This is a genomic window from Ruegeria sp. YTSC230 (assembly GCF_059609665.1).
The window spans coordinates 69,840-95,400 of record NZ_JBXWMC010000010.1; the positions used below are offsets into that span (position 1 = coordinate 69,840).

General features: G+C 58.7%; 29 protein-coding genes. 9 read left to right on the forward strand and 20 right to left on the reverse strand.

Annotation, left to right across the window (positions count from 1 at the left end):
* Positions 1 to 83 precede the first annotated feature (83 nt).
* Entirely contained in the window at positions 84 to 956 is an 873-nt protein-coding gene (gene dapA, locus AC2FD9_RS18625; RefSeq protein WP_496838313.1) for a 4-hydroxy-tetrahydrodipicolinate synthase, read from the reverse strand.
* A 133-nt stretch (positions 957 to 1,089) separates the two neighbouring features.
* Here dapA and AC2FD9_RS18630 point away from each other — a divergent pair, with 133 nt between their 5' ends.
* Positions 1,090 to 3,054, forward strand: a complete 1,965-nt coding sequence (locus tag AC2FD9_RS18630; protein ID WP_496838436.1) for a lytic transglycosylase domain-containing protein — start codon at positions 1,090 to 1,092, stop codon at positions 3,052 to 3,054.
* Here the strand turns inward: AC2FD9_RS18630 and AC2FD9_RS18635 are convergent.
* Together AC2FD9_RS18635 and mnmC2 are read right to left on the reverse strand one after the other, a co-directional pair.
* Entirely contained in the window at positions 3,028 to 3,897 is an 870-nt protein-coding gene (locus AC2FD9_RS18635; RefSeq protein WP_282120289.1) for a DMT family transporter, read from the reverse strand. The genes AC2FD9_RS18630 and AC2FD9_RS18635 overlap by 27 nt on opposite strands.
* Positions 3,894 to 4,559 (reverse strand): tRNA (5-methylaminomethyl-2-thiouridine)(34)-methyltransferase MnmC2, encoded by a 666-nt coding sequence (mnmC2, locus tag AC2FD9_RS18640; protein WP_282170467.1) that lies wholly within the window; start codon positions 4,557 to 4,559, stop codon positions 3,894 to 3,896. Before mnmC2 ends, AC2FD9_RS18635 begins: the two co-directional genes overlap by 4 nt.
* A 49-nt stretch (positions 4,560 to 4,608) precedes the next feature.
* Here mnmC2 and AC2FD9_RS18645 point away from each other — a divergent pair, with 49 nt between their 5' ends.
* Entirely contained in the window at positions 4,609 to 5,649 is a 1,041-nt protein-coding gene (locus tag AC2FD9_RS18645; RefSeq protein WP_282170468.1) for an NAD(P)/FAD-dependent oxidoreductase, read from the forward strand.
* Here the strand turns inward: AC2FD9_RS18645 and AC2FD9_RS18650 are convergent.
* The 4 genes from AC2FD9_RS18650 to AC2FD9_RS18665 all read right to left on the reverse strand — a co-directional run bounded on the left by AC2FD9_RS18650 (position 5,641) and on the right by AC2FD9_RS18665 (position 8,617).
* Complete coding sequence (locus tag AC2FD9_RS18650) at positions 5,641 to 6,441, reverse strand: HTD2 family dehydratase (protein WP_282170469.1); 801 nt, start codon at positions 6,439 to 6,441, stop codon at positions 5,641 to 5,643. The genes AC2FD9_RS18645 and AC2FD9_RS18650 overlap by 9 nt on opposite strands.
* A gap of 49 nt (positions 6,442 to 6,490) precedes the next feature.
* Positions 6,491 to 7,033 carry an NADPH-dependent FMN reductase gene (locus AC2FD9_RS18655; protein WP_282170470.1) on the reverse strand — a complete coding sequence of 181 codons (543 nt, stop codon included), beginning with the start codon at positions 7,031 to 7,033 and terminating at the stop codon, positions 6,491 to 6,493.
* Between the two features lie 114 nt (positions 7,034 to 7,147).
* Positions 7,148 to 7,819 (reverse strand): YiaD family glycine zipper/OmpA-like lipoprotein, encoded by a 672-nt coding sequence (locus AC2FD9_RS18660; protein ID WP_496838315.1) that lies wholly within the window; start codon positions 7,817 to 7,819, stop codon positions 7,148 to 7,150.
* Between the two features lie 108 nt (positions 7,820 to 7,927).
* Positions 7,928 to 8,617, reverse strand: a complete 690-nt coding sequence (locus tag AC2FD9_RS18665; RefSeq protein WP_496838316.1) for a helix-turn-helix transcriptional regulator — start codon at positions 8,615 to 8,617, stop codon at positions 7,928 to 7,930.
* Positions 8,618 to 8,720: 103 nt separating this feature from the next.
* On the opposite strand from AC2FD9_RS18665, the gene AC2FD9_RS18670 reads away from it, so the two are divergent.
* On the forward strand, positions 8,721 to 8,906 hold the full coding sequence (locus AC2FD9_RS18670) for a hypothetical protein (RefSeq protein WP_058272537.1): 186 nt from the start codon (positions 8,721 to 8,723) through the stop codon (positions 8,904 to 8,906).
* A gap of 2 nt (positions 8,907 to 8,908) precedes the next feature.
* Here the strand turns inward: AC2FD9_RS18670 and AC2FD9_RS18675 are convergent, their stop codons facing one another.
* Positions 8,909 to 9,556 (reverse strand): RluA family pseudouridine synthase, encoded by a 648-nt coding sequence (locus AC2FD9_RS18675; RefSeq protein WP_496838318.1) that lies wholly within the window; start codon positions 9,554 to 9,556, stop codon positions 8,909 to 8,911.
* Between the two features lie 97 nt (positions 9,557 to 9,653).
* On the opposite strand from AC2FD9_RS18675, the gene AC2FD9_RS18680 reads away from it, so the two are divergent.
* Positions 9,654 to 10,064, forward strand: coding sequence for a nuclear transport factor 2 family protein (locus AC2FD9_RS18680; RefSeq protein WP_496699363.1), 411 nt, complete (start codon positions 9,654 to 9,656; stop codon positions 10,062 to 10,064).
* Between the two features lie 2 nt (positions 10,065 to 10,066).
* Positions 10,067 to 10,777 carry an SGNH/GDSL hydrolase family protein gene (locus AC2FD9_RS18685; protein ID WP_282170474.1) on the forward strand — a complete coding sequence of 237 codons (711 nt, stop codon included), beginning with the start codon at positions 10,067 to 10,069 and terminating at the stop codon, positions 10,775 to 10,777.
* Here AC2FD9_RS18685 and rarD read toward each other — a convergent pair.
* From rarD to AC2FD9_RS18735, 10 genes are all read right to left on the reverse strand, one after another.
* Positions 10,768 to 11,673: an EamA family transporter RarD gene (gene rarD / locus AC2FD9_RS18690; protein WP_282170475.1), complete on the reverse strand. Its 906-nt coding sequence runs from the start codon at positions 11,671 to 11,673 to the stop codon at positions 10,768 to 10,770. The genes AC2FD9_RS18685 and rarD overlap by 10 nt on opposite strands.
* A gap of 145 nt (positions 11,674 to 11,818) precedes the next feature.
* On the reverse strand, positions 11,819 to 14,272 hold the full coding sequence (locus AC2FD9_RS18695; protein WP_496838320.1) for a GcvT family protein: 2,454 nt from the start codon (positions 14,270 to 14,272) through the stop codon (positions 11,819 to 11,821).
* Between the two features lie 89 nt (positions 14,273 to 14,361).
* Complete coding sequence (locus tag AC2FD9_RS18700; protein WP_282120297.1) at positions 14,362 to 15,336, reverse strand: GlxA family transcriptional regulator; 975 nt, start codon at positions 15,334 to 15,336, stop codon at positions 14,362 to 14,364.
* 10 nt (positions 15,337 to 15,346) lie between these two features.
* On the reverse strand, positions 15,347 to 16,240 hold the full coding sequence (locus AC2FD9_RS18705; protein WP_282120298.1) for a homocysteine S-methyltransferase family protein: 894 nt from the start codon (positions 16,238 to 16,240) through the stop codon (positions 15,347 to 15,349).
* Positions 16,241 to 16,252: 12 nt separating this feature from the next.
* The gene (locus AC2FD9_RS18710) at positions 16,253 to 17,305 is read right to left on the reverse strand and encodes an alcohol dehydrogenase family protein (RefSeq protein WP_496838322.1); all 1,053 of its coding nucleotides are present in this window, start codon (positions 17,303 to 17,305) and stop codon (positions 16,253 to 16,255) included.
* A 2-nt stretch (positions 17,306 to 17,307) separates the two neighbouring features.
* The gene (locus AC2FD9_RS18715) at positions 17,308 to 17,784 is read right to left on the reverse strand and encodes a cupin domain-containing protein (RefSeq protein WP_496838324.1); all 477 of its coding nucleotides are present in this window, start codon (positions 17,782 to 17,784) and stop codon (positions 17,308 to 17,310) included.
* Between the two features lie 18 nt (positions 17,785 to 17,802).
* Positions 17,803 to 20,253 carry a GcvT family protein gene (locus AC2FD9_RS18720; RefSeq protein ID WP_496838326.1) on the reverse strand — a complete coding sequence of 817 codons (2,451 nt, stop codon included), beginning with the start codon at positions 20,251 to 20,253 and terminating at the stop codon, positions 17,803 to 17,805.
* 15 nt (positions 20,254 to 20,268) lie between these two features.
* Positions 20,269 to 20,649, reverse strand: a complete 381-nt coding sequence (locus AC2FD9_RS18725) for a GFA family protein (RefSeq protein ID WP_496838328.1) — start codon at positions 20,647 to 20,649, stop codon at positions 20,269 to 20,271.
* A gap of 4 nt (positions 20,650 to 20,653) precedes the next feature.
* Complete coding sequence (locus AC2FD9_RS18730; protein WP_282170481.1) at positions 20,654 to 21,277, reverse strand: LysE family translocator; 624 nt, start codon at positions 21,275 to 21,277, stop codon at positions 20,654 to 20,656.
* On the reverse strand, positions 21,277 to 21,846 hold the full coding sequence (locus AC2FD9_RS18735; RefSeq protein ID WP_109310682.1) for a helix-turn-helix domain-containing protein: 570 nt from the start codon (positions 21,844 to 21,846) through the stop codon (positions 21,277 to 21,279). Before AC2FD9_RS18735 ends, AC2FD9_RS18730 begins: the two co-directional genes overlap by 1 nt.
* Positions 21,847 to 21,963: 117 nt before the next feature.
* On the opposite strand from AC2FD9_RS18735, the gene AC2FD9_RS18740 reads away from it, so the two are divergent.
* Complete coding sequence (locus tag AC2FD9_RS18740) at positions 21,964 to 22,245, forward strand: DUF1294 domain-containing protein (protein ID WP_282120305.1); 282 nt, start codon at positions 21,964 to 21,966, stop codon at positions 22,243 to 22,245.
* Positions 22,246 to 22,357: 112 nt separating this feature from the next.
* On the forward strand, positions 22,358 to 22,747 hold the full coding sequence (locus tag AC2FD9_RS18745; protein WP_496838331.1) for an SHOCT domain-containing protein: 390 nt from the start codon (positions 22,358 to 22,360) through the stop codon (positions 22,745 to 22,747).
* 50 nt (positions 22,748 to 22,797) lie between these two features.
* Here AC2FD9_RS18745 and AC2FD9_RS18750 read toward each other — a convergent pair whose 3' ends face one another.
* The gene (locus AC2FD9_RS18750; protein WP_282120306.1) at positions 22,798 to 23,250 is read right to left on the reverse strand and encodes a GAF domain-containing protein; all 453 of its coding nucleotides are present in this window, start codon (positions 23,248 to 23,250) and stop codon (positions 22,798 to 22,800) included.
* Between the two features lie 51 nt (positions 23,251 to 23,301).
* Entirely contained in the window at positions 23,302 to 24,474 is a 1,173-nt protein-coding gene (locus AC2FD9_RS18755) for a thiolase family protein (protein WP_496838333.1), read from the reverse strand.
* 102 nt (positions 24,475 to 24,576) lie between these two features.
* Between AC2FD9_RS18755 and AC2FD9_RS18760 the strand changes: the two genes are divergently transcribed.
* Both AC2FD9_RS18760 and AC2FD9_RS18765 read left to right on the forward strand, forming a co-directional pair.
* Positions 24,577 to 24,915: an STAS domain-containing protein gene (locus tag AC2FD9_RS18760; RefSeq protein ID WP_108861130.1), complete on the forward strand. Its 339-nt coding sequence runs from the start codon at positions 24,577 to 24,579 to the stop codon at positions 24,913 to 24,915.
* Positions 24,916 to 24,943: 28 nt separating this feature from the next.
* Positions 24,944 to 25,387, forward strand: a complete 444-nt coding sequence (locus tag AC2FD9_RS18765; protein WP_234416667.1) for an ATP-binding protein — start codon at positions 24,944 to 24,946, stop codon at positions 25,385 to 25,387.
* The last annotated feature ends 174 nt before the right edge of the window (positions 25,388 to 25,561 follow it).

The window sequence follows — 25,561 nt, forward strand, 5'->3', positions numbered from 1 at the left end:
ATTTTGGGCCAGATGAAGTCTGGAACCGGAACAAAAAAGGCGGCGCTCGAGGTTCGAGGCCGCCTGTTTTTTTTGAATTCGCCTTAGATAAGGCCGGCGTGTTGGAGCGCCGCGTCGATCGCGGATTTGGTGCTGCTTTCCAGCCCGGACAGGGGCGAGCGGACTTCTTCGCTGCACAGACCCAATTTGCTGAGCGCGTATTTGGCACCCACGAGGCCGGGCTCGATAAAGATCGCTTCGTGCAGGGGCATCAGGCGGTCCTGATACTCCAACGCTTTGGCATAGTCGCCGTTCAGCGTCGCCTGCTGGAATTCGGCACACAGTTTGGGTGCGACGTTCGCGGTGACCGAAATACAGCCCACACCGCCATGCGCGTTGAAACCAAGCGCCGTCGCGTCCTCGCCTGACAACTGGCAAAAGTCCGGGCCGCAGGACACGCGCTGTTGGCTGACGCGGGCCAGATCTCCGGTTGCGTCCTTTACACCGACGATGCGTGGCAGTTTCGCCAACTCACCCATGGTTTCAGGGGTCATGTCGATGATTGACCGACCGGGAATGTTGTAGATGATGATCGGAATATCCGCGCAATCATGCAGCGCACGGAAATGCATCAGCAGACCCTTTTGCGTGGGCTTGTTGTAATATGGCGTCACGACCAGAGCTGCATCGGCGCCTACTTTCTGCGCGAATCGCACAAACCGGATGGCCTCAACAGTGTTGTTTGACCCGGCACCTGCGATCACAGGAACACGACCAGCCGAGGCTTTGACAACCTCGTCGACAACAGTTTCATGCTCTTCGTGGCTCAGAGTGGGGCTTTCGCCGGTGGTGCCAACGGGAACCAGTCCGGTGGAGCCTTCCTGAATCTGCCATTCCACCAAGTGTTTGAGCGTCTTCAGGTCCAACTCGCCGTTGCTAAACGGTGTGACGAGGGCTGGCATAGAGCCTTTGAACATGACACGCTCCTTAGGTGCAGTTTGTAATTTTTACGCCTCGGTTTGCCAGAAATCTGTCTTTCTTGAGTTGAACCCGACGGCGCAAGCTTTATCCTGAATGGCTGTATCCTTGGTTGGTTGGGAAATGCAAGGGATGACACGCTTTCTGGCGTTTTTGACGGTCGTAATTCTGATTTCGGGCACACAAGTGCGGGCCGACGCCGCAGGTGATCTGCGGGCCGGCATGAATGAAATGCGCAAGGGGGACTGGAATGAAGCCCTGCGTGTTTCTGGTGCGCGGGGTTCAGTGTCTCGGGACATCATCGTTTGGCACTGGCTGCGCGAAGGGTTTGGCAGTTCGGGTGACGTTCTGGTGTTTTTGGATCGTCGTCCAGACTGGCCTGGTCTGGCTTGGTTGCGGCGCAAAAGTGAGCCCGCCTTTACTGGCGCCGATCCGGACCGCGTTCTTAGATTCTATGCCAAACAGCCGCCGCAAACCGCAGAGGGTGCGTTGAACTATGCAGTCGCATTGAAGGCAAAGGGTCGTCAGGGAGATGCCGAGGCCGATATCGTCGCGGCCTGGCGGACGATGCCAATGGGCTCGGGTCTGCAAAAAGACTATCTTGAGAACTTTGGAAAACTTCTGAAACCCCATCACGCTGCCCGTCTGGATCGGATGCTATGGGACAACCACCTTGTCAGCGCAGGTCAGATGCTGCCGCTGGTCAGCGCTGATCAGCGTAAACTGGCTGAGGCGCGGATCGGCCTTCAGAAACGGCAACCCGGCGTCGACGGCAAGGTGGCGGCAGTTCCGAAATCGCTGGTCGATTCACCGGGCCTGGCTTTTGACAGGTTCGTCTGGCGTGACAAGAAAGAGTTGGACGACAGCGCGATTGACTTGATGCTGGCGCGTTCTTCCGGCCCTGATGCGTTGGGGGAACCTGACAAATGGGCCGAAGGCCGCCGCCGGTTGGCCCGACTTGAGATGCGAAATGGGGACCAGAACCGCGCTTATCAGATTGCTGCCAATCACCACATGACGCCAGAAATGGGTTATGGCTATGCGGATCTGGAGTGGCTTTCCGGGTTTCTAGCCTTGCGGAAGCTGAATGATCCTTCGACCGCGATCCGGCATTTCCAGAACTTCTCGGACGCGGTAAAATCGCCGATCTCGAAAGGACGCGCCGGGTATTGGTTGGGTCGTGCCTATGCGGCCCATGGTGACGCCGAAAAAGCCTATGACGCCTATGCGATGGGTGCAGATTATCAGTCCTCTTTCTACGGCTTGCTGGCGGCAGAGCAGATCGGGCGTCCTTTCGATAGTGAACTGGCCAACCCACGCAGGGCACCCCATTGGAAACAAGCTGATTTCTCCAATTCAAGCGTGCTGGAGGCGGGTCTACTGCTGCTGAAGGCTGACGAAGACACCCTGTCTGAACGGTTCCTGACCCATCTGGTTGAAGGGCTGGACCCGGTTCAGGCCAATCAGTTGGGCGATTTGGTGATCGAGTTGAAGCAGCCGCATCTGGCCGTAATGATTGCCAAACGCGCTGCAACAGTCGGCTTGGTTTTGCCAGCCGCCTATTACCCGGTGCATCCGGTGGCCGACATGGGGTTGCCCATGGCCAAGGAAATGACGCTGGCCATTGCCCGCCGGGAAAGCGAGTTTGACCCCGTTGTGATCAGTGGAGCCGGAGCGCGCGGGCTGATGCAGGTCATGCCGGCCACGGCAAAGCTTGTGGCCAAGGAATTGGGTATCCTAAGCGGCCACAAGACGATCAAGCTGACTTCGGATTGGCAATATAATGCCAAGTTGGGTGCCAATTACCTGTCCGGTCTGGCCGCTGATTTCAACGGAAACGTCGTGATGATGGCGGCCGGATACAACGCAGGTCCACGTCGGCCGATGTCGTGGATGGATCGCTATGGCGATCCGCGCGCAGGCGAAATCGATGTCGTCGACTGGATTGAGGCGATCCCGTTCAGCGAGACCCGCAACTACGTGATGCGTGTGTCGGAAAGCCTGCCGGTCTACCGCGCCCGTCTTGGCCAACCTGCCTTGCCGATCCCGTTCTCGCAGGAACTGGTCGGGTCAACGCTGGCGTCTTTCGCGCCATAGGGTGAACAGCCCGGCGGCGACAACCAGCGCTGCGCCTATGACCACTTCAGGGCGCAGCGTTTCACCAAAGACCGAGATTCCCAGGATCGCGCTCCAGACCAGATGGAAATAGGCGAAGGGCTGCACCGCGCTGGCCTCGGCCATCTCATAGCATTTGATCAGCAACCAGTGCCCCAGAACGCCACTCACGCATAGCAGCGCCATCCAGGCCCAATCCGTTTGGGCCATCGGTTCCCAGAACCACATTCCCACTAGCGTCATGGCGACGGCACCGCTGACGCCCGTCCAGAAAAAGCTGGTGGCGGAATTGTCCCGGCGGGACACGTAACGGGTCAGCAAACCATAGACTGCAAACATGAAAGCCGAGATCAGCGGTACAATGGCCCAAGGGTTAAAGACACCCACGCCGGGCTGGAGAATGATCAGAACACCGATGCACCCAACGCCGATTGCGGCCCAGCGTCGCCAGCCGACCTGTTCGCCCAATACCGGCCCGCTGAGAGCGGCGATCAACAACGGGTAGCAGATGAATACGGCCATCGCGTCGATCAGGCCCAGAACAGTGAAACTGAACACCGCGACACAGATCTCGGCCGCCAGCAGAAGGCCACGAAATATCTGCAGCTTCAGCTGGCTTGTCTGGGTGGTGGCCTTCAATCCGCCGGGCGCACGTGCGGCCAAAGCGATGACAAAGGCGGCGAAGAACCAATAGCGGATCATCACCACCATGTATGTGTTGTATGTTCCCGCCAGATGGCGCGAAATACCATCCTGCAGTGCGAAGACGATGGTCGCCCCGATCATCAACGCAATCCCGGCGCGCGTATTGTTCTGCTGCGTCATGATTTGACCGCCCGGGTCATGTGGCGCTTGCGGCCATAACCGGGTGCGCGTGTAACTGTGAAACCGGCGTCCTCAAGCCCCCGTCGCACGAACCCGGCGGCTGTATACGTTGCCGCCGTTCCGCCAGTGGCCGTGTGGTCGGCGACTTGCTGCATCAGGTCTGCACCCCATAATTCGGGGTTTTTAGCCGGAGAGAACCCATCCAAGAACCACGCATCGGCGGCACCTTCCCATGCTTGCAGGGTTTGACGTGCATCGCCTTCAACAACCTCCAGCCGCAGGGTGCCCAAATCACATGTGCCGCCCTCCCATTGCGCAAGGAACCGGTCAGACCAAGGCGCAAGTTCAGGAAAGGCCGCCAGCGCTCGGGACATGTTCGCGGGTGCCATCGGATAGGCCTCAAAACTGGTAAAGGACAGCGGCGTGGTCTGGCCCGATCTCTCCCACTCTGACCAGACAGTCAGCATGTTCAACCCGGTGCCAAAGCCCAATTCAGCAATGTGGAAGCCAGGTGCGAACCGCGCAGGCAGCTCATTGCCCGCCAGAAACACATGCCGCGTCTCTTCCAGCCCGTTTTGCAACGAGAAATACGGATCGTCGAAACGATCCGAGACCGGGATCTGATCCTCAGTCCATGTCAGTTCGGCACGCTGGTCTGCCATCGGGGAATCCTGTAGCTAAGCGGCGCGACACTGAACAAGGTAAAGGGGAATGGCAATGGTCGATGTGACGGTGCGCGGTGCAGGGATTTTCGGCCTGTCAATCGCCTGGACCTGCGCACGGCGAGGCGCAAAGGTGCAGATCGTCGACCCTTTTGGTCCCGGAGCCGGATCCAGCGGCGGCCTGGTTGGCGCACTGGCACCGCATGTGCCCGAAAACTGGAATGCCAAGAAGGCGTTTCAGTTCGACAGCCTGATCATGGCCGAACCATTCTGGAAACAGGTCGAGGCCACAGGCGGTGTCTCACCCGGATATGCGCGGCTGGGACGGCTGCAACCCATCGCCGACACCCGAACACTGGATCTTGCCCATGCGCGCGCCATCACAGCAGCGGAACTGTGGCAAGCCCGCGCCAAATGGAGCGTTGTTGAAACAGCCGCAATCGGTGCTTGGTGCCCACCCAGCCCCACGGGCTTTGTCGTCCATGATACACTCAGCGCACGCATGCATCCCCGCCGGGCCTGTGCTGCATTGGTTGCCGCACTGGCGGTGATGGGGGTCGAGGTCGTAGCCGACGCACCAGATCGCGGACAGGTTGTCCATGCCACCGGCCTTGCCGGTCTGCAGGAACTGACCGAAGCTCTTGGCAAAACCGTTGGCAACGGCGTCAAGGGTCAAGCCGCACTTCTGCGGTTTGATGCGGGAGAGGTTCCACAACTGTTTGCGGACACAATCCACTTCATACCGCATGCGGACGGGACGTTGGCAATCGGTTCGACCTCGGAGCGTGACTATGACGATCCGACCAGCACGGACGCGGCTCTGGATGACGTTTTAGACCGGGCGATGCGGGCCGTTCCCGTCCTGCATGGCGCAGAGGTCATCGAACGATGGGCGGGTGTACGGCCGCGCAGCAAAAGCCGCGCACCGATGCTGGGCGCGCACCCGGTACACAAAGGTCAATTCATTGCCAATGGTGGTTTCAAGATCGGCTTTGGCATGGCCCCGAAAGTAGCTGAGGTCATGGCGGATCTGGTTCTTGAGAACCGGGACGCGATCCCGAGTGATTTCAGACCCGAAGCATCACTCTGATCGCGGGACAAACTCGGCGGACATGCATTGCCGCCCATCTGGTCCGCGCACCCACATCGCTTGGCCATTCCAGCACAAGGTCGCCGTCTCAGAGTGCATTAGCGGCGATGACGCGCGAAATGAAAACTGAGCCAAGGGACCTGCCAGATCCTCGGCAAACAGCATCAATAATTGTGCCAGCAAAGGGCCATGAACGACCAGGCCGTCATAGCCTTCGACATCCCGCGCGTAGTCCAAATCGTAATGGATACGGTGCCCATTGAAGGTCAGCGCCGAGTATCGGAACAAAAACGTGCTGTCGAAAGTGACGTCTCGCCTGTGGGTTTCATCGGTACGGGCCACGGGTGCCTTGGGCTTGATGTCAGTATCCGAAGGGTCAGGCCGATAGACCAGATCCTGCCATTCGCTCAGACACAATTGACCGTCCTGAGAAATCTCGTGTCGCAGGGTAACAAACCCCAGCGGTCCCGTCCGTCCGGTTTTTGTCGCCGCACTTTCAAGAACAGACCGGCGCACGGCTTTTGAGCCCGCGACCAGCGGCGCGTGAAACTGCAACCGTCCCCCGGCCCACATCCGACGTTGCAAGCCCATATCGGGGATCAGACCGCCCCCAACCTTTGGATGCCCGTCCCGCCCCAAACTGGCAGGCAACTGAGGGGACCAGAAATACAACTGGTGAAAGAACGGCGGCAGTTGATCGCCTGCTGCGACCCTGTCGTTGGATCCAAGCGCCGCCAGCAGCGCGGCGGCGCGGGCCGGGTCCATCACATCGGTTTGTATTTCCTCAGTCATGTCGGCAGATTATGTAGACGGACCTGCCCCGGCAAGCGGCGTCTTGATCTCAGAACCCGGCCTCGGTCCGTAGTTTCTGCATGAGTATCCGCAGAGAGCTTTCGTAACGATCGCTCAGCAATCTGCCCTGCTCGTCAAACTCGTTCGAGCTGCTGGCCAGATGAATTTCCGGACCCTGCAGGATACGAGGCTGGAACGGAACCATATAGCCGCGCAAAACCATCTGCGCCCGCTCGCCACCTGCGCGTCCTGCGGCGGCTGACATCACAGCAACCGGTTTGTCGGCCCAGGGGCGGCCATCTGTTCGGCTGACCCAGTCCAGGGCATTCTTCAGAACACCTGACGGGCCTTTGTTGTATTCCGGGGTCGAAATGATCACGGCATGGGCTTGGGCGATCTGATCGGAAAGGGTTTGTACGGCTTCGGGGATGCCCTCGCCATCTTCAAGATCACCATCATAAAGCGGCAGGTTCAGATCAGCTTCGATATGCGTTCCCGGCTCGAACAACCGTGCCGCTTCGCGCAGCAATTTGCGGTTGGTCGCGCTTTGGCGCAAAGAGCCGGACAGGCTCAGAAGGATGGGGTCAGACATTGGGAAACTCCGCTTTGGTGTTTCCCAATAGCTAACTCAACTTTCGGGCGCACCAAAGACCGGATGACGCGCAGTCAATGTGCGAAAAATGGGCACCCGAAAGTGCCCATGTCATTATGTGTTTCCGTTCGGAATGATCTCGATATCGACCCGGCGGTTCTGGGCCTTCCCCTCGGGCGTCAGGTTAGAGGCAATCGGGCGATTTTCTCCCTGACCAATGGTCGAGATACGTGCACCACTTACACCATTGGCCTGAAGAATATCGGCGACAGAGCGCGCCCGGCGTTCGGACAGGCCCTGATTATACGCAGCATCGCCGTCGCTGTCGGTATTGCCGATGACCTGCACGTTCGAGTTGGGGTAATTCACCAGATTCTGCCCCACCCGGACCAGATCGGCCCGCAGTGCCGGGCGCACGGTCGCGCTGTCGGTGTCAAAGGTGATATCATTCGGGACGGTCACAATCAGTCGGTCGCCAGCGTTGGTAACGATGATGCCCTGATTGGCCAGTTGCTGACGCAGTTCTGCTGCTTGTTTGTCCAGTTGGTTGCCGATCAGGCCACCCCCTGCCGCACCGATCGCACCGCCTGCCACCGCGCCCAAAAGCGGATCAGATCCATTGGCAATCGCGCCGACACCCGCGCCGATCAGACCGCCGAGGAGTGCACCCTGCTTGGTGTTCTGGTTCGGGTCCGAGGGCAGGTTCAATGTGCCGGGGTCCGTACAGGCCCCCAAAAACATGGCCGAACACAGCCCTGCGGCAAGAACACTCTTGGAAATCGTCATAAAATCACCTTCTGCTCTGGGGCCCGTTCACCGAACCCGCTTTGTTTGGCGCAGTATATCGCGTTACCTTATCTTAGGCTCAAGCAACAATCGGGTGAAGTCGGCAAATTACCGCCGTTCAACAGGATCCAATTGGTTCTGGTCTTGCCAGATCGCTCGCAGAGGCTCCCCCTGCCCGCAGAAATGATCGTCTGTCACGTCGCAGGCCCAAATGCGATCCGTACGAAAATGGCGAAACCCATTCCTCAGCTCACACCACGCCGCCAACATCGTGCATTCAATGTGGTAGATAAGGGCGACGGGCCTGACGATCCGCTCGGTTCGCTCACCTTGGGCATTCACATAGGTGATGAGAATTTTGCGTTCAGAGCGGATGGCCTCGCGATAGTTTACGACTGGCACGCACCCCTTGGCCGGATCGTCCATCGGCGCACCCCATGGGGCGACTTGCAGCCAATCCGCAGGCGCGCGCAAAGCGTCGATCTTGCGGCATACACGGTCCGCAGCTTGTTGCAGGGTGCTATCCCCGGTGCGCGCCAGCATCGACAACCCGACCCACAGCGCCTCGACCTCTTCAGCGTCGAAATTCAACGGTGGCAGGTCATATCCCCGCCGCATCAAGTATCCCACGCCGGCTTCACCCTCGATCGGGGTTCGCTGTGCCTGCAAAGCGGCGATATCGCGATAGACGGTACGCGCTGACACTTCCAGCTTTTCTGCCAGTGCCTCCGCCGTCACAGGCATTTCGGCCGAACGCAAGATCTGGATGATTTCAAAAAGGCGGGTTGAGCGGCGCATAAGGTTCTCCGGGCGGTCTGCTGACATCCTAGCACACCCCACTGACAGGGTGGTGTCAGGAGTGATCTGCGATCTTTGGGAAACAAACCAAAGGAGGTCGACCATGCCATACCTCGACAATCACGTGATGATGACATTGAAACTGGACCGCTGGGCGCAGGATCACACTTTGCGCGCGTTCGAGATCGAACGTGAAATTATGGCTGCCCGTCAGCCCTGCGCACCGCGCAAACGGACCAAACGGTTCTCGCTAGGCAACCTCAAGATGCTGTGGACAAGCACGGCCTGAGGTTAGAAATTAGCCGGGGCGCGGAATTTCATCGAAACTCCGCCCTCGGGGCTTTTCAGGCGCAGTTCCTCAGAATGCAGCATCAGACGCGGGAATTCGCGCGCTTCGCCCTCGGCGTAGAACGGATCGCCCAGAATGGGGTGGCCCAGCGCCAGCATATGAACGCGCAGTTGATGCGACCTGCCCGTTTTGGGGAACAATCGGACGCGCGTTGTCTCACCTTCGAATTTCACAAACCGCCAGTCAGTGACGGCGGGTTTGCCAGTCTCGTGACATACCATCTGGCGCGGGCGGTTGGGCCAATCCACGATCAACGGCAGATCGACGGTTCCTGACTTTTGCTCGATGCGCCCCCAAACGCGCGCAACATAGGTTTTTCGGGTCTGGCGCTTTTCAAACTGCATGCTCAGATGCCGCTGTGCGTGCGGTGACTGGGCAAACACCATGACACCCGAGGTATCCCGATCCAACCGATGCACCAGCAAAGCCTGAGGAAACGACGCCTGCACGCGGGTCAACAGGCAATCGGCCAGATGCGCGCCACGCCCCGGCACAGACAACAACCCCGAGGGCTTATTCACCACGATCAGCTGTGCATCCTCATGCAGCACATCCAACGGCGTATTCGGGGGATTATAGGTTTCGCTCATGCGCGCCTGCCTAACGCACGGATTTGGTTCCCGCAACGTCGGCCTTGCCTGAACGGATCGGTTCAGCAACTCTCGGACCCAAAGCAGAGGAGAGACCATGCACCCCACAATCGCGCGCATGCAAGACGTTGTCGCCAAGGGCGATGAAACCCTGATCCACGAATTGCTGGCCGAAGACGTACGGTTTTCCCCGCCAACTTACTACAGCACCTGGACCGGACGCGAACCGGTGGCGGCTGTTCTGGGTCACGTGGGACAGGTGTTTTCCGACTTCCGCTATCGCCGGATTATGGGTGAAGGCAATGATTGGGCGTTGGAATTTCAATGCAAGGTCGGGGATCTGGACGCGGTCGGCGTCGATCTGATCACATTGAACGATGAGGGTCTGATACAGGAATTCGAGGTCGTCATGCGCCCTTACAAGACCATTGGTACCCTGCGCGAGGCGATGATGGCTCGGGTTATGACGGACGCCCGCTTCCTCGAATACAAAAACGCGCTCGGCTAACCATGACTGCCCCGATTGCCGCCGATCAGATATTGCGTGTCCCACTGTTGCCGGTTCTGGCAGCACAGGCGATTTCCGTGCGTCGTAACGCTCAGCTGCTGCCCGAACCGTCCGGCCCGCGCCAAGGGCGCGAAGGGCGCGGCCCCCGGTTGCGGCTGCTCATCGCTGGTGACAGCTCGGCCGCGGGTGTGGGGGCTGGGCGACAGCAACAGGCACTATCGGGGTTTCTGGTGGCGCGGTTGGCCCGCCATTACAGCGTGGAGTGGCGACTGGAGGCGACGACGGGCCACACAACACAGGATACGCTGGAACGATTGAACCGCCTTGAAGGCAACTATGACGCCGCCGTGACAGCCTTGGGTGTAAACGACGTCACGCGTGGAGTATCCCGGCAAAAGTTCACGGCTTTGCAGACTCAACTTCTGGATCATCTGACGAGCAAACTGGGTGTTCGCCGTGTCGTGGTCACCGCCGTGCCACAGATGAACCGTTTTCCGGCCCTGCCCCAACCTCTGGCCTGGGCACTGGGGCGACAGGCGGCCCGGCTGGATCGGGGTTTGCAAAAGGCCGCTGCGACATTCCCGCAAGCCCGGCACCTTTCATTGGAGTTTCCGGATGACCCGGCACTGGCTGCTCCGGACGGATATCACCCAAGCCCCAAAGCCTATCGCTTGTGGGCAGAGGCCGCGGCCGACTTATTGCATCAGCGCTGACCCCGCATCTGACGGATCATCGGGATCGTATAGACCACCAAAGCCGCCCAGATCAGCGGGAAGGCGATCATACGGCCCCGATCGATCTGTTCCCCAAACACGGCAATCGCCGTGATAAAGATCATCGTCGGCGCGATGTACTGCAGGATTCCCATTGTGGACAACCGCACCAATTTGGCCCCGTTGGCATAGACCAGCAGCGGAACAGCGGTGACGATGCCGGCACAGGCCAGCAGCATGGTGTCCCCAGCGGCAGCGCCAAAGTGGCCGGTTCCTTTTGCCCCCAACCAAGTGATGTAGACCAAGGCTGGGATCAGCAGGATCAGAACCTCTAGCAGAAAGCCCTGATTGGGGCCGATGGGTAGCGAGCGTTTGAAGAAAGCATAAAACCCCCAACTGACCGTCAGGGCCAGCGCGGCCCACGGCAGCCGACCCGCTTCGACGATCAATACCAGCACACCCAAAGCAGCTAACCCCACCGCCGCCAATTGCGTACGATTCAAAGGCTCACGTAACAGGATCGCCCCTAGCGCAATGCTGAACAGCGGGTTGATGTAATAGCCCAACGCTGCGTCCAATGCGTTACCGCTGGCAATCGCCCAGACGTAAATGGCCCAATTCACCGAGATCAAAGCCGCTGTCAGACAGGCCATGCCCAGCATTTTCGGGTTTTGCAAGGCAGCCTTCAAATCCCCGGTTCGCCCTAGCGCCACCAGCAACAGCCCGGCCACAGGCACCGACCATACAATCCTATGCGCCACGATCTCGACCGGCCCGATATGCGCCAGAGCTTTCATGTAAAGCGGCAGGAAACCCCATAGAACGTAGGCGGTCACCGCCAGAGCCAATCCTTTTGGCGTGTCCTCATTCTGGGGTGATGTTGCGACGTCCGCCATCATGGATCTCCGGGTGATACCGTTTGTCTATACGGCTGTTCCGGAGGGTTTGGAAACTGCGAAAACCGTGAACGGTCGCATCAAGAAAATTGATATGTACCAATAAAACGGGGCGCCGCAGCGCCCCGTGTGTCAAACCTTGGCGCTAAACTTTAACGCGCTCGGATTTTGGGTCGTACATCGGCTTGAGCGACGCCTCGGCTTTGACTTTGACGCCGCACACATCGATCTCGTAGGTCGAGGCCAAAACGTCAGCGGCCTTTTCGCCTTCGCAGGGCACATAACCCAGACCGATCGCACCGCCCAGCGTGTGGCCATAGTTGCCTGAGGACAGATAGCCCACATACTCGCCGTCTCGGATGATCGGCTCGTTATGGAACAACAGCGGTTCCGGATCGGTCAGTTTGAACTGAACCAGGCGGTTATGCGGTCCGCTTTCCTTGCGCGCGATCACCGCTTCACGCCCGATGAAATCGCTGCCCTTGTCGACCTTGACCGCAAAGCCAAGCCCGGCATCGACCACATGGTCCTCGCAAGTGATGTCGTGGCCGAAGTGGCGGAAGCCTTTTTCGATCCGGGCGCTGTCCATCATATGCATGCCGCACAGTTTCAATCCCATGTCCTGACCTGCTTCGTGCAAGTTTTCGAACACGTGACCTGCCATGTCAGACGAGACGTAGATTTCCCAGCCAAGCTCTCCAACATAGGTCACACGGTGGGCCCGGGCCAGGCCCATGCCGATCTCGATATCCTGCGCGGTGCCAAACGGGTTGGTCGCGTTGGTGAAGTCGTTGGGCGAGACCTTTTCAAGCAGCGTACGCGCATTTGGACCCATAATGGCCAGAACACCCTCACCCGCCGTAACATCGGTGACGACGACGTTGAAGTTGCCCGCATGGCGCTGCATCCAGGTCTGGTCAGCCAAACGGGTCGCTGCCGGGGTCACCACCAGATAAGCGGTCTCGGTCAGGCGGGTGACAGTCACGTCCGCCTCAATCCCACCTGTGCGGTTAAGGAACTGAGTATAGACGATCTTGCCATTCGGGACCGAGTAATCGCCGCCACCAATATAGTTCATGAATGCTACGGCATCCGGGCCGTCAACGCGGATTTTGCCAAAGGACGACATGTCATACATGCCGACATTCTCGCGCACGGCTTTATGCTCGGCAGCCGAGTTCTCGAACCAGTTCTGGCGTTTCCAGCTGTATTGATACTCGCGCTCCTGCCCTTCATTCGCGAACCAGTTGGCACGTTCCCAACCCGCCAACTCGCCCATGACCGCGCCCTGTTCCAGCAGGTGGTGGTGGAATGGGGTCCGACGCACGCCGCGCGCAGTGGCCTTTTGGCGATAGGGGTAATGGTCGGCATAGAGCAAACCCAGAGTCTCTTTCGAGCGCTCAAACAGGTACTGCTTATTGCCCTGGAACGGCTGCATCCGGCTGATGTCCACGTCTCCCAGATCGAACGGTTTTTCACCGCTATCCATCCATTCGGCCAGCGCCATGCCAGCGCCACCGGCGGACTGGATGCCAATCGAGTTGAAGCCCGCCGCGACCCAGACATTGTCCATCTCAGGCGCGAGGCCCAGATGATAGGCGTCATCGGGGGTAAACGACTCGGGCCCGTTGAAGAAGGTGTGAATACCCGCTTCGGCCAGCATCGGCATACGTTCACACGCGGCTTCGAGTATCGGTTCGAAATGGTCGAAATCCTGGGGCAGCTGGTCGAATTCAAAGGTATCAGGAATACCGTCCATCGCCCAGGGCTTGGCATTCGGTTCAAATGCACCCAACAGGATTTTGCCTGCGTCCTCTTTGTAATACGCGCATTCGTCGGGAACGCGCAGAACCGGCAGCTGAGTCAAACCGTCGATATTTTCGGTAACGATGTAGAAGTGTTCGCAGGCGTGCAACGGCACGTTCACGCCAGCCATCTGGCCGACCTGATGCCCCCACATACCGGCGCAGTTCACCACCATGTCGCATTCGATATGACCTGAAGCGCTGCCGTCATCCGCGACCCAGTCTACTCCGGTCACCTTGCGGCCCTGCTTGACGATGTCGGTGACTTTCACACGTTCTTTGACGATACCGCCACGCTGACGGGCGCCCTTTGCCAGCGCTAAGGCAATGTTGGCCGGGTCACCCTGACCATCCAGCGGTAAGTAAACAGCACCCTTCACGCCTTCGAGGTTGATGTGGGGATACAGCTCCTGAACACGTTCATTCTCGATTTCTTCGACCTCGACGCCGAAAGCGCGCGCCATGGCCGCCTGACGGTAGATCTCTTCTTTGCGCTCTTCGGTTAGCGCAACAGTGATTGATCCACAGCGTTTAAAGCCTGTGGCCACACCGGTTTCTTCTTCGAGCGAACCATAGAGTTCCTGGCTGTATTTCGCCAGCTTTGTCATGTTCGCCGTTGCGCGCAGCTGAGCGATCAGACCCGCCGCATGCCAGGTCGTGCCGCTGGTCAGCTGCTTACGCTCCAGCAGGACAACGTCTTTCCAGCCTTTCTTGGTCAGGTGATACGCCACCGAACATCCGATGACACCGCCACCGATAATGACAACACGGGCCTTGTTTGGAAGATCAGCCATTCTCATGATTCCGCTTTATGAGTTTCCACCCAAAATGACACGAAAGAGCGACACAGAATGCACGAAAAACGTCAGCCCATTTGCAAAAATCAACGTTGTTTGACTTGCCGTTTTTCACGCCTCAGCACAAAGGGTGTCACGCCGAAAAAGCTTTTGTAGACCGACGAGAAACCGTTGGGAAACCCGCAGGCCAGTCCGATTTCGCGCACGCTCATCGTAGTGTTCAGCAGAAGGTTATTGGCCTTGGCCAGCCTCATCTCGCGGTAAAAGCCGTTTGGTGTGGTTCCGAAATAGTTCTTAAACTTCCGTTCCAGCGATCGGTTCGAAAGCTTTAGCGCTTCGACGATCTCGTTAATCGGCAGTGGGTCTTCGATATTGGCCTGCATCACCTTGATGCACTGGTCCAGTTTGGCATCACCGGTAGCTGTGGTCTTTGATCCGGAAAATGGCTGGAGAGACGAGAAATCCCGGATGTTCTCGTGCAGCATGATGTCGGCCACCGTCATTCTGGTTGGCCCGGAAATATGACGCCCGATCACGGCCAGCGCGACATCGGTAGTGGCCTCCATCCCGGCGCAAGTCACCACGGCGCCCTGTTCTGTTGCAATCGACAGTTTGGCCTCGAACTGGGCGCGGCGCTCACGCAGGAAGGACGCGTTTTCCCAGTGGGTCGACATGTCCTCGGTCCCCTGCTCGTCGATATAGCGGCTTGCAGCTTCGGACAGCAAAAAGACTTGTGCACCGCGGAAAGTATAATCCGACACAACACGCCCCAGCGACAGATCAGGATGATCGGGGTCGGAATTTCCGATGACGAACAGGTAATCCGCGTTGGGCTGCGACGGAATGCGGTCGGTCTGGATCGTCGCCTCGCTGCTGCTGGCGACCGGGCCACCCCTCAGAGAGCGATAGGCATAGGTGAATGGCGGGCTCGGACAAACGCGGTTGGCCAACCGCAGCACCTCAACCAATGACGCCAGTTCCAGCAGCACATAGCCCGGCGCGACAACGATGTCGAAATGTCGCTGCGCGTTAGAAGCCGGGATGTTCGACGGCGATGGCATCACTTTCCTCTCAGACAATCCGGTGCCCGGCGGACAGCAATCGGCCGGCAAGGACCTCTATGTGATCCGGCCCGACTTCGCAGCATCCGCCAACAATCGTTGCCCCCTGCGCTACCCATTCCATGGCATGATCGGCGTAAGCCTCGGGTCCAAGATCGCGGCGTTGTGTCAACACGTCGACAGTCGGCGCGTCTTTCAGGAAATCCTGTGCAATCCCTGTGAACCCGTTTGCATAGGCCCCAAATGGTCGCCTCATCGTGGCTATGACCTTGAGCGCGGCGGGAATAGCCTCGGGGCGCGAACAGTTTATCAGAACAGCGTCAGGGTTAAACCGATCCACAAGAGGCGCAATATCGGCAAGCGGTTCACCAGACCGCAGCCGTGTTCCGTCATCATCCATAACGGATAGCGCAAGCCAGACCGGCTTGGCCGCATCGATCGTACCACGCAGGGCCCCTTCGGCCTCTTGTACCGAGGAAACGGTTTCGATCAGGAATAGGTCGACGTCATCGGACATGAGGGTAACCAACTCGGCAAACTTTTCAGCGGCGTCTTCCACATCAGGGTTCAGATCGGGGCGATAGGACGCCAGCAAAGGACCCAGCGCCCCGGCGATGCGCCCGGAACCGCCCTTGCGTGCGTGGTTCGCCTGGGTAACCGCAGCATGGACCAGGTCGGGCAGTTGATCCTCCATATCCAGACGCTCCAGTCGAGAACGATGGACCGCGTAGGTGTTAGTCGTTGCAACCGTCGCGCCACGGCGGAAGTACTCGGCATGGACCTCTTCCACCAGTTCCGGGTGGTCGATCATCACGCGCGTCGACCACAGCGGCGTGGGCTTGTCCCCGCTGCGTTTGACCAGTTCTTGCCCAATCGAGCCATCCAGAAGCGTTATATCTGCCATTTGCCAACCTCCCTACGGAATTAGAACGAGTTTTCCCGGCAGCGCCTTGGACTGAAAGTCCTCCTGCGCCTTGGCGATGTCTCTTAGTGGATAGGTCTTGGAAACCAAAGGCTTGATGCGGCCCGCATTCATCATCTCGACAAGGCGGCCAAAGACTTCAAATGCCTGATGTGTGCAGCCGTGAATCGTGATGTCGCGCAGGTAGATCTCACGCAGGTCAGCCGAAACGATTGGTCCTGCGATTGCGCCTGAAACAGCATAGTGCCCGCCGGGTTTCAGGGCCAGGATCAGGCCGGGCCATGCCGGGCCTCCGACCACGTCGATCACGACGTCGAACATGTCCTTGGGCAGCGGCGCGTTGCGGTCAAAGGTGTCCTCGGCCCCCTGCGCTTTGACCACCTCGGCCTTGGCTGGACCCGTAACGCCCCAAACCGTCGCCCCGCGCAGCGCAGCCAGTTGCACGGCGGCAAGGCCCACGCCACCTGAGGCACCGGTAATCAGCACCTTATGTCCAGCGGTCACGCCAGCACGGGTTAACAGGTTCTCGGCCGTGCCAAATGCACAGGGGATGGCGGCGATTTCGACATCTGACAGGGGTGAGGCCGTCACGTCATACAGGTCGCCGGCCTGAACCAGACAGTATTGCGCAAACGCGCCGTCGATTTCAGAGCCTAATGCGATAAAGCCAGTCGGATTGCCGGGACGCGGGCGTGGAAAGTTGATCGGGCAGGTCACCCGTTGCCCGGCCTGAAACCCGGTCTCTTGCCCTGCCAATTCGACTATCCCACACAGATCGCCACCCTGAATGCGAGGGAACGACAGCGCACCTCCCCAGCCTCCGGCATCAACATCCTGATCAACGGCGTCCGTTGCCCCGGTCACGTCCGAGGAATACCAGCCGACCCGTGTATTGATGTCGGTGTTGTTTACCCCTGCAGCCGCGACCCGAACCAGAACCTGCCCCGGTCCGGGCGTTGGAATCGGAATATCCTCGCGCCATTCCAGCGCTTCGGGACCGCCGTGGCGCGTCAGGTAAACGCCGGACATTTTCGTGGGCGTGGTCATCTTCAGGCCCTGTCTTCCGGATGGGCTGGAACCGGCCCCATCGGCACAATGTCGAAACGCGCGTTCAGCTCGGCCATTTTCGCCTCATCTGCAAAGTCAGCCTCGGTCATCGTCGCCAGTTCAACCAGAAACCCGTCGAACCCCGAGGGCTGAAAGATCATCAGCATTCTGGCGGGCGCGCCATCGGCGACGCGACACGCATGGGGTACTCCGGGCGGGACATGCATGGTTGTGCCCGGAGTACAGCGATGCCAGTCGCCATCAACGTAGAAATCCACCGCGCCTTCCAGAAAGTAAAAAGTCTCAGCGTGGGTATCATGGCGATGAAGGCCAAGCGCGAAGCTGGCCTTCAGATTATCTTCCATGAGCGTGTATGCGCCATCGGTATCCTGACCAGACACCTTCACAAAGGTGTGGTCATTTTCCCAGTCATAGTTGGGACCCTCACCGGGTCCCAGTTTGGCGTATCGTTTGCTCATGGCGGTCTCCGTGAGAAGTTAAGCGCGCAACCGCTCGTTCTCAGGATCCCAGAGCGGCTGATCCTGCTCTACCACGGCGCGGCACTTTTGGCCGTAGATTTCGACTTCAAGCTCGGTGCCGGGGTTGGCAAGCTCGGCCTTGACCATGCCCAGCGCGATGGACTTGCCGACGCGGTAACCCCATGCGCCCGAAGTGGTCTCGCCCACGATCTCGCCGTTCTGCCAGATGCAGGACATGTAGGGCGCGTCGCAGTCTCCTGCATCCACTGTAATGGTGACAAAGGCCTTTTTTACGCCCTGCTGCTTTTCGTTCAGGATCGCGGCCTTGCCGGGGAAGTCCTGCGGCTTGTCGAGTTTGACGAACCGCTCCAGCCCACCTTCCAGCAGAGAGTAGTCGGTCGACAGGTCACCCTTCCATGCCCGATAGCCTTTTTCGATACGCAGTGAGTTCAGGGCATACATCCCGAACGGCGTGGCACCGGCGCCGATGATCGCGTCATAGATCGCAGGCATATGCTCGTTCAGGGCATGCACTTCCCAGCCCAGTTCACCGGCAAAAGAGACGCGGATCAGGTAGGCGGGCTGGCCAGCAACGGTGGCGGACTGGTGGGTCAGCCAACCAGTGGTCAGATCGGCGTCCGTCAGGTTCGACAGGATCTCGCGCGATTTCGGGCCCGTGACGATCAGAGTATCACGCGAGGTTGTCACGTCCTCGATCGACACACTGGCAGGCATTGCGTTCATCAGGATGTCACGGTCATGCCACTGCGCGGTGGCGGCGGTGATCATGACGAATTCGTCCTCGCCCAGACGGATACAGGACATCTCGGTCAGTATGCGGCCACGGTCGTCAGAGACATAGATGAGGTTCATCCGGCCAACCTTTGGCAGTCCTCCGGTTGCGAGACCGCGCAGCGCCTCAGCGGCGCCCTCTCCCTTGACCATGAAGCGCGAGAAGCCTGGCAGATCCAGCACTCCACAATCATCTCGCACGGCCTCGCATTCTTCTTGGATCCGCTGCTCCCACGGGCCGGACCGGCCCCAGGTATGGGTAGCATCAAGCGACGTGTCGTCGCCCGGCTTTGCGAACCAGTTGGCCCGCTCCCATCCGTTATAGGCACCCATCACGCCGCCCAGCGCTTTGACCTTGTCATGCACCGGCGACAGTTTCTTGTCGCGTGCGGCAGGCCATTCGTGATGGGGGAAGTGCATGGCGTATTCGTTGCCATAAACCTCCAGACCTTTCTGGTTGCAATAGTCCTGATCTGTGTAGTCGGTGTAGCGGCGCGGATCGACGGCCCACATGTCCCACTCGGTCGCGCCATCGACGATCCATTCGGCCAGCACCTTGCCTGCACCACCGCCCTGAGCGATGCCGAAGGTGAATGTATGTGCCTCGAACGCGTTTTTCACACCCGGCATCGGGCCGATCAGCGGCAGGCCATCCGGTGCATAGGGGATCGGGCCATTGATGACACGGCCAACGCCCGAGGTCGCCATCAGTGGAACCCGCTCCATCGCGTCGGTGACGATATCCTCGATGCGGTCCAGATCATCGTTCCACAGCTGGAACGAGAAATCCTCGGGCATAGCGTCGTCTTCGGTCATCCAGTGGCCCTTGCAGTTGGGCTCATACGGACCAAGGTTGAAGCCATTCTTTTCCTGCCGCAGGTAGTACGAGATATCCACGTCGCGCAGCAGTGGCAGTTTCTTACCACCGTTCGCTTTGGACCATTCTTCAATTTCTGGAACTTCGTCCGTCAGCAGGTACTGATGGCTCATGACCATCGCGGGAACTGTGCGGCCGCCGAAAGGTTTGAACCACTCTCCCACGCGCTGGGCATAGTACCCGGCGGCATTCACAACATAGTCGCAGGCGATATCGCCCTTGTCAGTGTGTACGGTCCAGGTGCCGTCGTCGTGCTGAGTTACGCCGGTCGCCGGGCAGAAGCGGATGATCTTCTGGCCCATATCACGGGCACCCTTGGCCAACGCCTGTGTCAGCTGCGCCGGATCAATATCGCCATCTGTCGGGTCGTACAGTACGCCTTCAAGATCGTGCGTTTCCAGGAATGGATAGCGCTCTTTAGCTTCTTCCGGTGTCCACATCTCCATCGGGATGCCTTGATAGCGTCCCATCGCCATGGCGTGTTCGAACTCTTGCATCCGCTCCTTGCTGTGCGCCAGACGGATCGAACCCGAAACGTGGTAGTTCATCGGATAGTCGACCTCTTCGCCCAGACGCGAATACAGCTCGGTTGAGTACCGCTGCATGTTCATGATCGCCCAGGAATTCGAGAACGTCGGAACGTTACCCGCCGCGTGCCAAGTCGAGCCAGCGGTAAGTTCGTTCTTTTCCAGCAGAACACAATCAGTCCAGCCCTTCTTGGCCAGATGGTACAGCGAGGAGGCCCCCACCACACCGCCACCGATAACAACCACGCGGGCTTTTGTCGGAAAATCGCTCATTGGTCTTGATCCTTGTTACTGTGCCCGTTGGGGCAGATCGTCTGTGATGTCGTAGTAATCGCCCTTGTCGGCGACAAAGATATGCTTCGAGAGCGTTAGACCCGTGGGCTCGCTGAGCGCACCCATGGAAATTGAAATCGTGTCCTCGTCATTGTGCTGCCAGAAGAGGAACGAGCCGCAGGAACGGCAGAAACCGCGGCGGGCGGTGTCCGAAGCGCGGAACCAAGTCAACGTATCGCTGGCGGTGAAGCTCAAGTTATCCTGATGTGTCCAGGTCGAAGACCAAACATGGCCGGACTGCTTGCGGCATTGACCGCAATGGCAGGCCGAGGGCGGCGACAGCTCTCCGTCAATCGTGAACGCGACTGCGCCGCAGAGGCAAGAACCGTTTTGCATCTGATTACCCCCTAGCTGCGGGCGTGGAGCTGGCACCCAGCAACACGCCATAGATGATGAAACAGGCGGCCATGACACGACGCACCCAAGTGTTGAAAACCGCTCCCAGCGCCGCTTTGCCCATCAATGTGCCCATCAGGGTGAACCCGGTATAGCTGAGCGTGGTAATGACCAGCGCCGTGGGCATGATGACGACCATCTGCTGCCAGATCGGCACATCCGGTTGCACAAATTGCGAAAAGGCGGCGAGATACCCTGCCACGCTTTTAGGATTGATCGTCGCAACCGCCAGTGCGTGTAGATACACGTGACGCGCAGGGCGTTCGGTAACTGGTGCCGGACGCGTGGCATTCATCCAACCGCGAACCCCAACCCAAATCAGGAACCCTGCACCAACCAGTTTGGCGATGAAAAACCCGGTTGGGGAGGCTGCGATCAACGCGGTCACACCTAGTGCTGACAGAATCAAAAACGTGCTGGCCTGCGTCAGAATCGCCAAAACACCTAGCATCGCCTTGGGAAACGGCAGGCTCATTCCGTTCGAGATGCAGTTTACCGCATTCGGACCCGGAGTGGTGACGAACACCACCCAAAACAGCGCGAATATGGTCCAGGCTTCAAAGCTCATCAGTACACCGGCGGAGCGATAACCCAGATGGCCACTGCGGGCTCATCATAGGGGTTCGACCATTGATAGGGTTCATGTTTGATCCGAAAGCTGTCGCCGGGGCCGACCGAAAACTGGCGCCCACTGATCGTCAGTGCCAACCGCCCTGACACCATGTACCCTACCTCCTGCGTTGGTCGGTTGGCCGGGGTTTGCATTTTCGATCGGGGCTTGAACGTGGAATGCACCATTTCGAAATCATCGGTCAGATCGGGCGACAGCAGTTCTTCGATCAACCCTTCCTCACCGGACCCCATCGGGCGGCGCGTTCCGGCGCGCACCACATACCCCTGCTCATCTGCCGGAGCGGAGGAATGCGCGAACAGCATCGACATCGGCACGCCCAGACATTCGGCAATCTGGCGCAGGTCGGAAATTGAGGGGTCGGATTTGTCGCGCTCGACTTGGCTAAGCCAACCTACAGAACGACCCAGACGTGCAGCGATCTCGGTCAGCGTCAGCCCGCGCGCTTTGCGCAATGCGCGAAGGTCGGCTCCGAGTGTGGCGCTGTGCGGGGCTTGGCTGTTCACTGAACGCTCCGAAGTTTGGTGAAATTTTCTCCTCGTTTTTCACGATGCATTGATTCCGTGAAAAATCCAAGATTTTTTTCACTTGGGTCCACGACATTGTTTGGATATCCGTCAACCATGTGGATTGCGGTGATTTATCTGTGGGTCGTCAACACCCTGACTTTGCTTGCCTTTGGCTGGGATAAGCTGCGGGCAAGACGGCGGAAAGGGCGTATCCCGGAACGAAAACTATTGTGGCTGGCGGCGCTGGGCGGCAGTCCAGGCGCATTGCTGGGGCGGTGGATTTTCAGACACAAAACCCGCAAGCGGCTGTTTTCATACTACATCTTTGGGATTTTCGGCGCTCAGGCTGTCCTAGCCTATCTTCTGGCGGCCTTGGAATTGCCCAGCCTAGTCTAGCGCGAGATTTCCATCAGGGATTAGGTGCTAACCATTTGGGAAACTGTCTGCTACACTCTCATTCTATCTGAATATGATTATTCTTACGCATTCGCAAAGGGTTGAATGACAAATGGACAACGGCATCGGTTTCTTCGACATAGTCTGGTCAATCTTCTGGCTGTTCCTGATGGTGGCCTGGTTCTGGGTGATGATTTCGGTTGTGGCCGATGTCTTCCGATCCAAGGACCTAAGTGGCGGTGGAAAGGCAGTCTGGATTGCCTTTGTCATCCTGATTCCTTGGATGGGTGTTCTGGCCTACCTGATTGTCCGCGGCGACAAAATGCACCAGCACAATGCCGAAGCCATGAGCCAGATCGAACAGGCGCAAAAGGACTATATCCGCTCAGTCGCGACCGTGTCCGCCGCGGATGAGCTGGAACGGCTTGCAACGCTCAAGGAAAAAGGCGTTCTGACGGATGAGGAATTTGCAGCGCAGAAAGCCAAGCTTCTGAGCACCTGATAGGAAGCACACACTAATCAATATGGCCGGGGGTACGCCCCCGGCCATTTTTACTTGGCGAATACGTTGGACAGAATTCCGCTCAGTTGCCTTGCGTCTTGTTCATTGAACGCGTTGGGTTGATCACTGTCGATATCGAACACCGCAATGACGTCACCGGCGGCGTTGTGCACAGGCAGCACCACCTCGGATCTGGTCGAAGATGCGCAGGCGATATGGCCCGGAAACGCATCCACATCCGGCACCAACTGTACCTCGCCCGTACGGGCGGCAGCGCCACAGACACCGCGGTCGAACGGGATGACCAGACAGCCGTGCCCACCTTGATAAGGTCCAATCTTCAAAAGCCCCGGCTCGGTGACCCGGTAGAAGCCTGTCCAGTCAAATCGATCATCGGAATGATGCACCTCGCACGCGACTGTAGCCATCAGGGCCACGTCATCGGTTTCCCCCTCGGTCAGGGCTGCGATGGTTTTGGCAAGTGTATTATAATCAGCTGTCATGTCAGAACTCGTGGCACGTTTGTACCGGAGTATTTGGAAAAAGGTGAAGCGTCAAACGCGTTCGATGGCGATCGCCGTTCCTTCGCCGCCGCCGATGCAGATCGCCGCCACCCCGCGTTTCAGGTTTCGCTTTTCCAACGCGTTCAGCAGCGTGACTATAATCCGCGCACCCGACGCACCGATCGGATGTCCAAGTGCGCAAGCCCCGCCGTTCACGTTGACGATATCGCGGGGCAGACCCATTTCGTGCATGAACGCCATCGGCACGACCGCAAAGGCTTCGTTGACCTCCCACAGATCGACATCTTCTTTCGACCAGCCGATGTTGGTCAGCAGTTTCTGCGCGGCCGGAACAGGTGCCGTCGTAAACAGCCCCGGTGCCTGCGCATGGCTAGCGTGGCCGACAATACGGGCACGAACAGTCAGACCCTGCGCATGGGCTGCGTTCTCGGATACCAGCACCAATGCAGCGGCACCGTCCGATATCGAAGAAGAGTTTGCCGCCGTGACAGTGCCATCCTTCCGAAACGCCGGCTTGAGCGTCGGGATCTTCTCGGGCCGCGCCGAAAGCGGCTGTTCATCCGTGGCCTGCGTGACCTCACTCTTTCGGGTGCGGACCGTAACCGGCGTGATTTCATCCGCGAATGCGCCGTTTTCCTGTGCGGCCAGCGCATTTGACAATGAACGCAGCGCATATTCGTCCTGCGCTTCGCGCGTGAACTGATAGGCCTCGGCGCAGTCTTCGGCGAATGTGCCCATCAGGCGACCTTTGTCGTAAGCGTCCTCGAGCCCGTCCAAGAACATATGATCCATTGCCTGCGTATGACCCAATCGCGCGCCTTCGCGCATTTTGGGTAAAAGGTATGGCGCGTTCGTCATGCTCTCCATCCCACCTGCGATCATTGTATCGGCATGCCCTAAAGCGATCTGGTCATAGGCCATCATGGCCGCTTTCATGCCCGATCCGCACATTTTGTTCAGCGTTGTGGCGGGAACGTCTTCGCCCAACCCTGCCGCAAAACCGGCCTGGCGCGCGGGCGCCTGCCCCTGCCCGGCCGGCAAAACACATCCCATAAGGACTTCGTCAACGGTTTCAGTACCGGCCCCTTGCAACGCTGCCCTGATGGCGCCGCCGCCCAGATCGGCCGCTGTCACGGTATCGAACATCCCCTGAAACCCACCCATCGGGGTCCGCGCCGCGCCGGCGATAACGACTTGCTTCATCTGGATGCTCCTTCGCTTTTCTACTGGAATGGATACAGAATGGTAAGAATTGTCGTCTAGCGTATTTCTACGAGTGATTTTCAGTTTAGAGAGCCCGTGCGCATGGCCCTGACCAGTAAGATAACAGACACGACGCAGATCATTACCGTGCATTCGGACCGGATTGATGCCGCAATGGCCATTCAGTTCAAGGAAGACATGCGCAATGAGGCCGACGGTGGCGCGTCGCGCGTTGTTCTGGACCTGACGGGGGTCGAATTTATCGATTCAAGCGGCCTTGGGGCCATCGTCGCGTCGATGAAACAACTGGGCAGTGACCGCAGGTTGGATTTGGCCGGGTTGCACCCGTTTGTCGAAAAGGTGTTTCGGCTGACCCGCATGGATACGGTTTTCAACCTCTATCCTACCCTGGACGACGCTCTGGCACCGCCGGCGGAATGACTTCACGGATTGAATAGGCGCGATGTCGATGGGGAACGGGAACTGCTTGGATCTGAGCTTTACTGCAACCGAAACCGAAGCCAGTGTTGGTATCGCCCAGCTAAGCAAAGGGCTGGAGGCGCAGGGTCTACCGCCACACAAGGCGAGCGACGTGAAAATCGCTCTGGCCGAGGCGATCAACAATGTGGTGGAGCATGCTTATTCGGACGTCACCCCGGCCAAGGTCCGGGTGCATTGTCGGCTGCACCAAAATTGGTTGGATATTTTGATCTCTGACACCGGGACTCCTTTGCCGGGATTTCGCGTGCCCGATGGTGTGCCCGCGCCTTTGGGATCGACACTCGACGAGTTGCCCGAAGGCGGGTTTGGCTGGTTCCTGATCCACGAACTGACCAGCGACATTCGCTATGAACATCGCAATGGCTGCAACCGGTTGTCCCTGCGGTTTGACTTTCCAAACCCGACCACCTGACCCAAAATAGTCACATAATGGCCCAGATCGCACCATTGCCGCGCCGCAAACAAAGGGCAAAAAGGTATCCGTAGCTCAGATAGCTTCCCTCGGCGCCTCGTGTCACAGCCCCCACCCAGTGAACGGCGCCGAGGATCTTCTCCTTGATGTGACTAGACAATCTCTGACCACGCT

What these genes read in the sequence shown, in the direction of transcription:
- AC2FD9_RS18630 (WP_496838436.1), top strand. Translation starts at nt 1,090, where the DNA reads ATGACACGCTTTCTGGCGTTTTTGACGGTCGTAATTCTGATTTCGGGC.
- AC2FD9_RS18695 (WP_496838320.1), bottom strand. Translation starts at nt 14,272, where the DNA reads ATGGCTGATCTTCCAAACAAGGCCCGTGTTGTCATTATCGGTGGCGGT.
- AC2FD9_RS18715 (WP_496838324.1), bottom strand. Translation starts at nt 17,784, where the DNA reads ATGAGCAAACGATACGCCAAACTGGGACCCGGTGAGGGTCCCAACTAT.
- AC2FD9_RS18700 (WP_282120297.1), bottom strand. Translation starts at nt 15,336, where the DNA reads ATGCCATCGCCGTCGAACATCCCGGCTTCTAACGCGCAGCGACATTTC.
- AC2FD9_RS18705 (WP_282120298.1), bottom strand. Translation starts at nt 16,240, where the DNA reads ATGGCAGATATAACGCTTCTGGATGGCTCGATTGGGCAAGAACTGGTC.
- AC2FD9_RS18685 (WP_282170474.1), top strand. Translation starts at nt 10,067, where the DNA reads ATGACTGCCCCGATTGCCGCCGATCAGATATTGCGTGTCCCACTGTTG.
- AC2FD9_RS18650 (WP_282170469.1), bottom strand. Translation starts at nt 6,441, where the DNA reads ATGACTGAGGAAATACAAACCGATGTGATGGACCCGGCCCGCGCCGCC.
- AC2FD9_RS18720 (WP_496838326.1), bottom strand. Translation starts at nt 20,253, where the DNA reads ATGAGCGATTTTCCGACAAAAGCCCGCGTGGTTGTTATCGGTGGCGGT.
- AC2FD9_RS18740 (WP_282120305.1), top strand. Translation starts at nt 21,964, where the DNA reads ATGTGGATTGCGGTGATTTATCTGTGGGTCGTCAACACCCTGACTTTG.
- AC2FD9_RS18680 (WP_496699363.1), top strand. Translation starts at nt 9,654, where the DNA reads ATGCACCCCACAATCGCGCGCATGCAAGACGTTGTCGCCAAGGGCGAT.
- AC2FD9_RS18655 (WP_282170470.1), bottom strand. Translation starts at nt 7,033, where the DNA reads ATGTCTGACCCCATCCTTCTGAGCCTGTCCGGCTCTTTGCGCCAAAGC.
- AC2FD9_RS18745 (WP_496838331.1), top strand. Translation starts at nt 22,358, where the DNA reads ATGGACAACGGCATCGGTTTCTTCGACATAGTCTGGTCAATCTTCTGG.
- AC2FD9_RS18730 (WP_282170481.1), bottom strand. Translation starts at nt 21,277, where the DNA reads ATGAGCTTTGAAGCCTGGACCATATTCGCGCTGTTTTGGGTGGTGTTC.
- AC2FD9_RS18765 (WP_234416667.1), top strand. Translation starts at nt 24,944, where the DNA reads ATGGGGAACGGGAACTGCTTGGATCTGAGCTTTACTGCAACCGAAACC.
- AC2FD9_RS18645 (WP_282170468.1), top strand. Translation starts at nt 4,609, where the DNA reads ATGGCAATGGTCGATGTGACGGTGCGCGGTGCAGGGATTTTCGGCCTG.
- AC2FD9_RS18755 (WP_496838333.1), bottom strand. Translation starts at nt 24,474, where the DNA reads ATGAAGCAAGTCGTTATCGCCGGCGCGGCGCGGACCCCGATGGGTGGG.
- AC2FD9_RS18725 (WP_496838328.1), bottom strand. Translation starts at nt 20,649, where the DNA reads ATGCAAAACGGTTCTTGCCTCTGCGGCGCAGTCGCGTTCACGATTGAC.
- AC2FD9_RS18710 (WP_496838322.1), bottom strand. Translation starts at nt 17,305, where the DNA reads ATGACCACGCCCACGAAAATGTCCGGCGTTTACCTGACGCGCCACGGC.
- AC2FD9_RS18660 (WP_496838315.1), bottom strand. Translation starts at nt 7,819, where the DNA reads ATGACGATTTCCAAGAGTGTTCTTGCCGCAGGGCTGTGTTCGGCCATG.
- AC2FD9_RS18635 (WP_282120289.1), bottom strand. Translation starts at nt 3,897, where the DNA reads ATGACGCAGCAGAACAATACGCGCGCCGGGATTGCGTTGATGATCGGG.
- AC2FD9_RS18760 (WP_108861130.1), top strand. Translation starts at nt 24,577, where the DNA reads ATGGCCCTGACCAGTAAGATAACAGACACGACGCAGATCATTACCGTG.
- AC2FD9_RS18670 (WP_058272537.1), top strand. Translation starts at nt 8,721, where the DNA reads ATGCCATACCTCGACAATCACGTGATGATGACATTGAAACTGGACCGC.
- AC2FD9_RS18750 (WP_282120306.1), bottom strand. Translation starts at nt 23,250, where the DNA reads ATGACAGCTGATTATAATACACTTGCCAAAACCATCGCAGCCCTGACC.
- rarD (WP_282170475.1), bottom strand. Translation starts at nt 11,673, where the DNA reads ATGGCGGACGTCGCAACATCACCCCAGAATGAGGACACGCCAAAAGGA.
- mnmC2 (WP_282170467.1), bottom strand. Translation starts at nt 4,559, where the DNA reads ATGGCAGACCAGCGTGCCGAACTGACATGGACTGAGGATCAGATCCCG.
- AC2FD9_RS18675 (WP_496838318.1), bottom strand. Translation starts at nt 9,556, where the DNA reads ATGAGCGAAACCTATAATCCCCCGAATACGCCGTTGGATGTGCTGCAT.
- dapA (WP_496838313.1), bottom strand. Translation starts at nt 956, where the DNA reads ATGTTCAAAGGCTCTATGCCAGCCCTCGTCACACCGTTTAGCAACGGC.
- AC2FD9_RS18665 (WP_496838316.1), bottom strand. Translation starts at nt 8,617, where the DNA reads ATGCGCCGCTCAACCCGCCTTTTTGAAATCATCCAGATCTTGCGTTCG.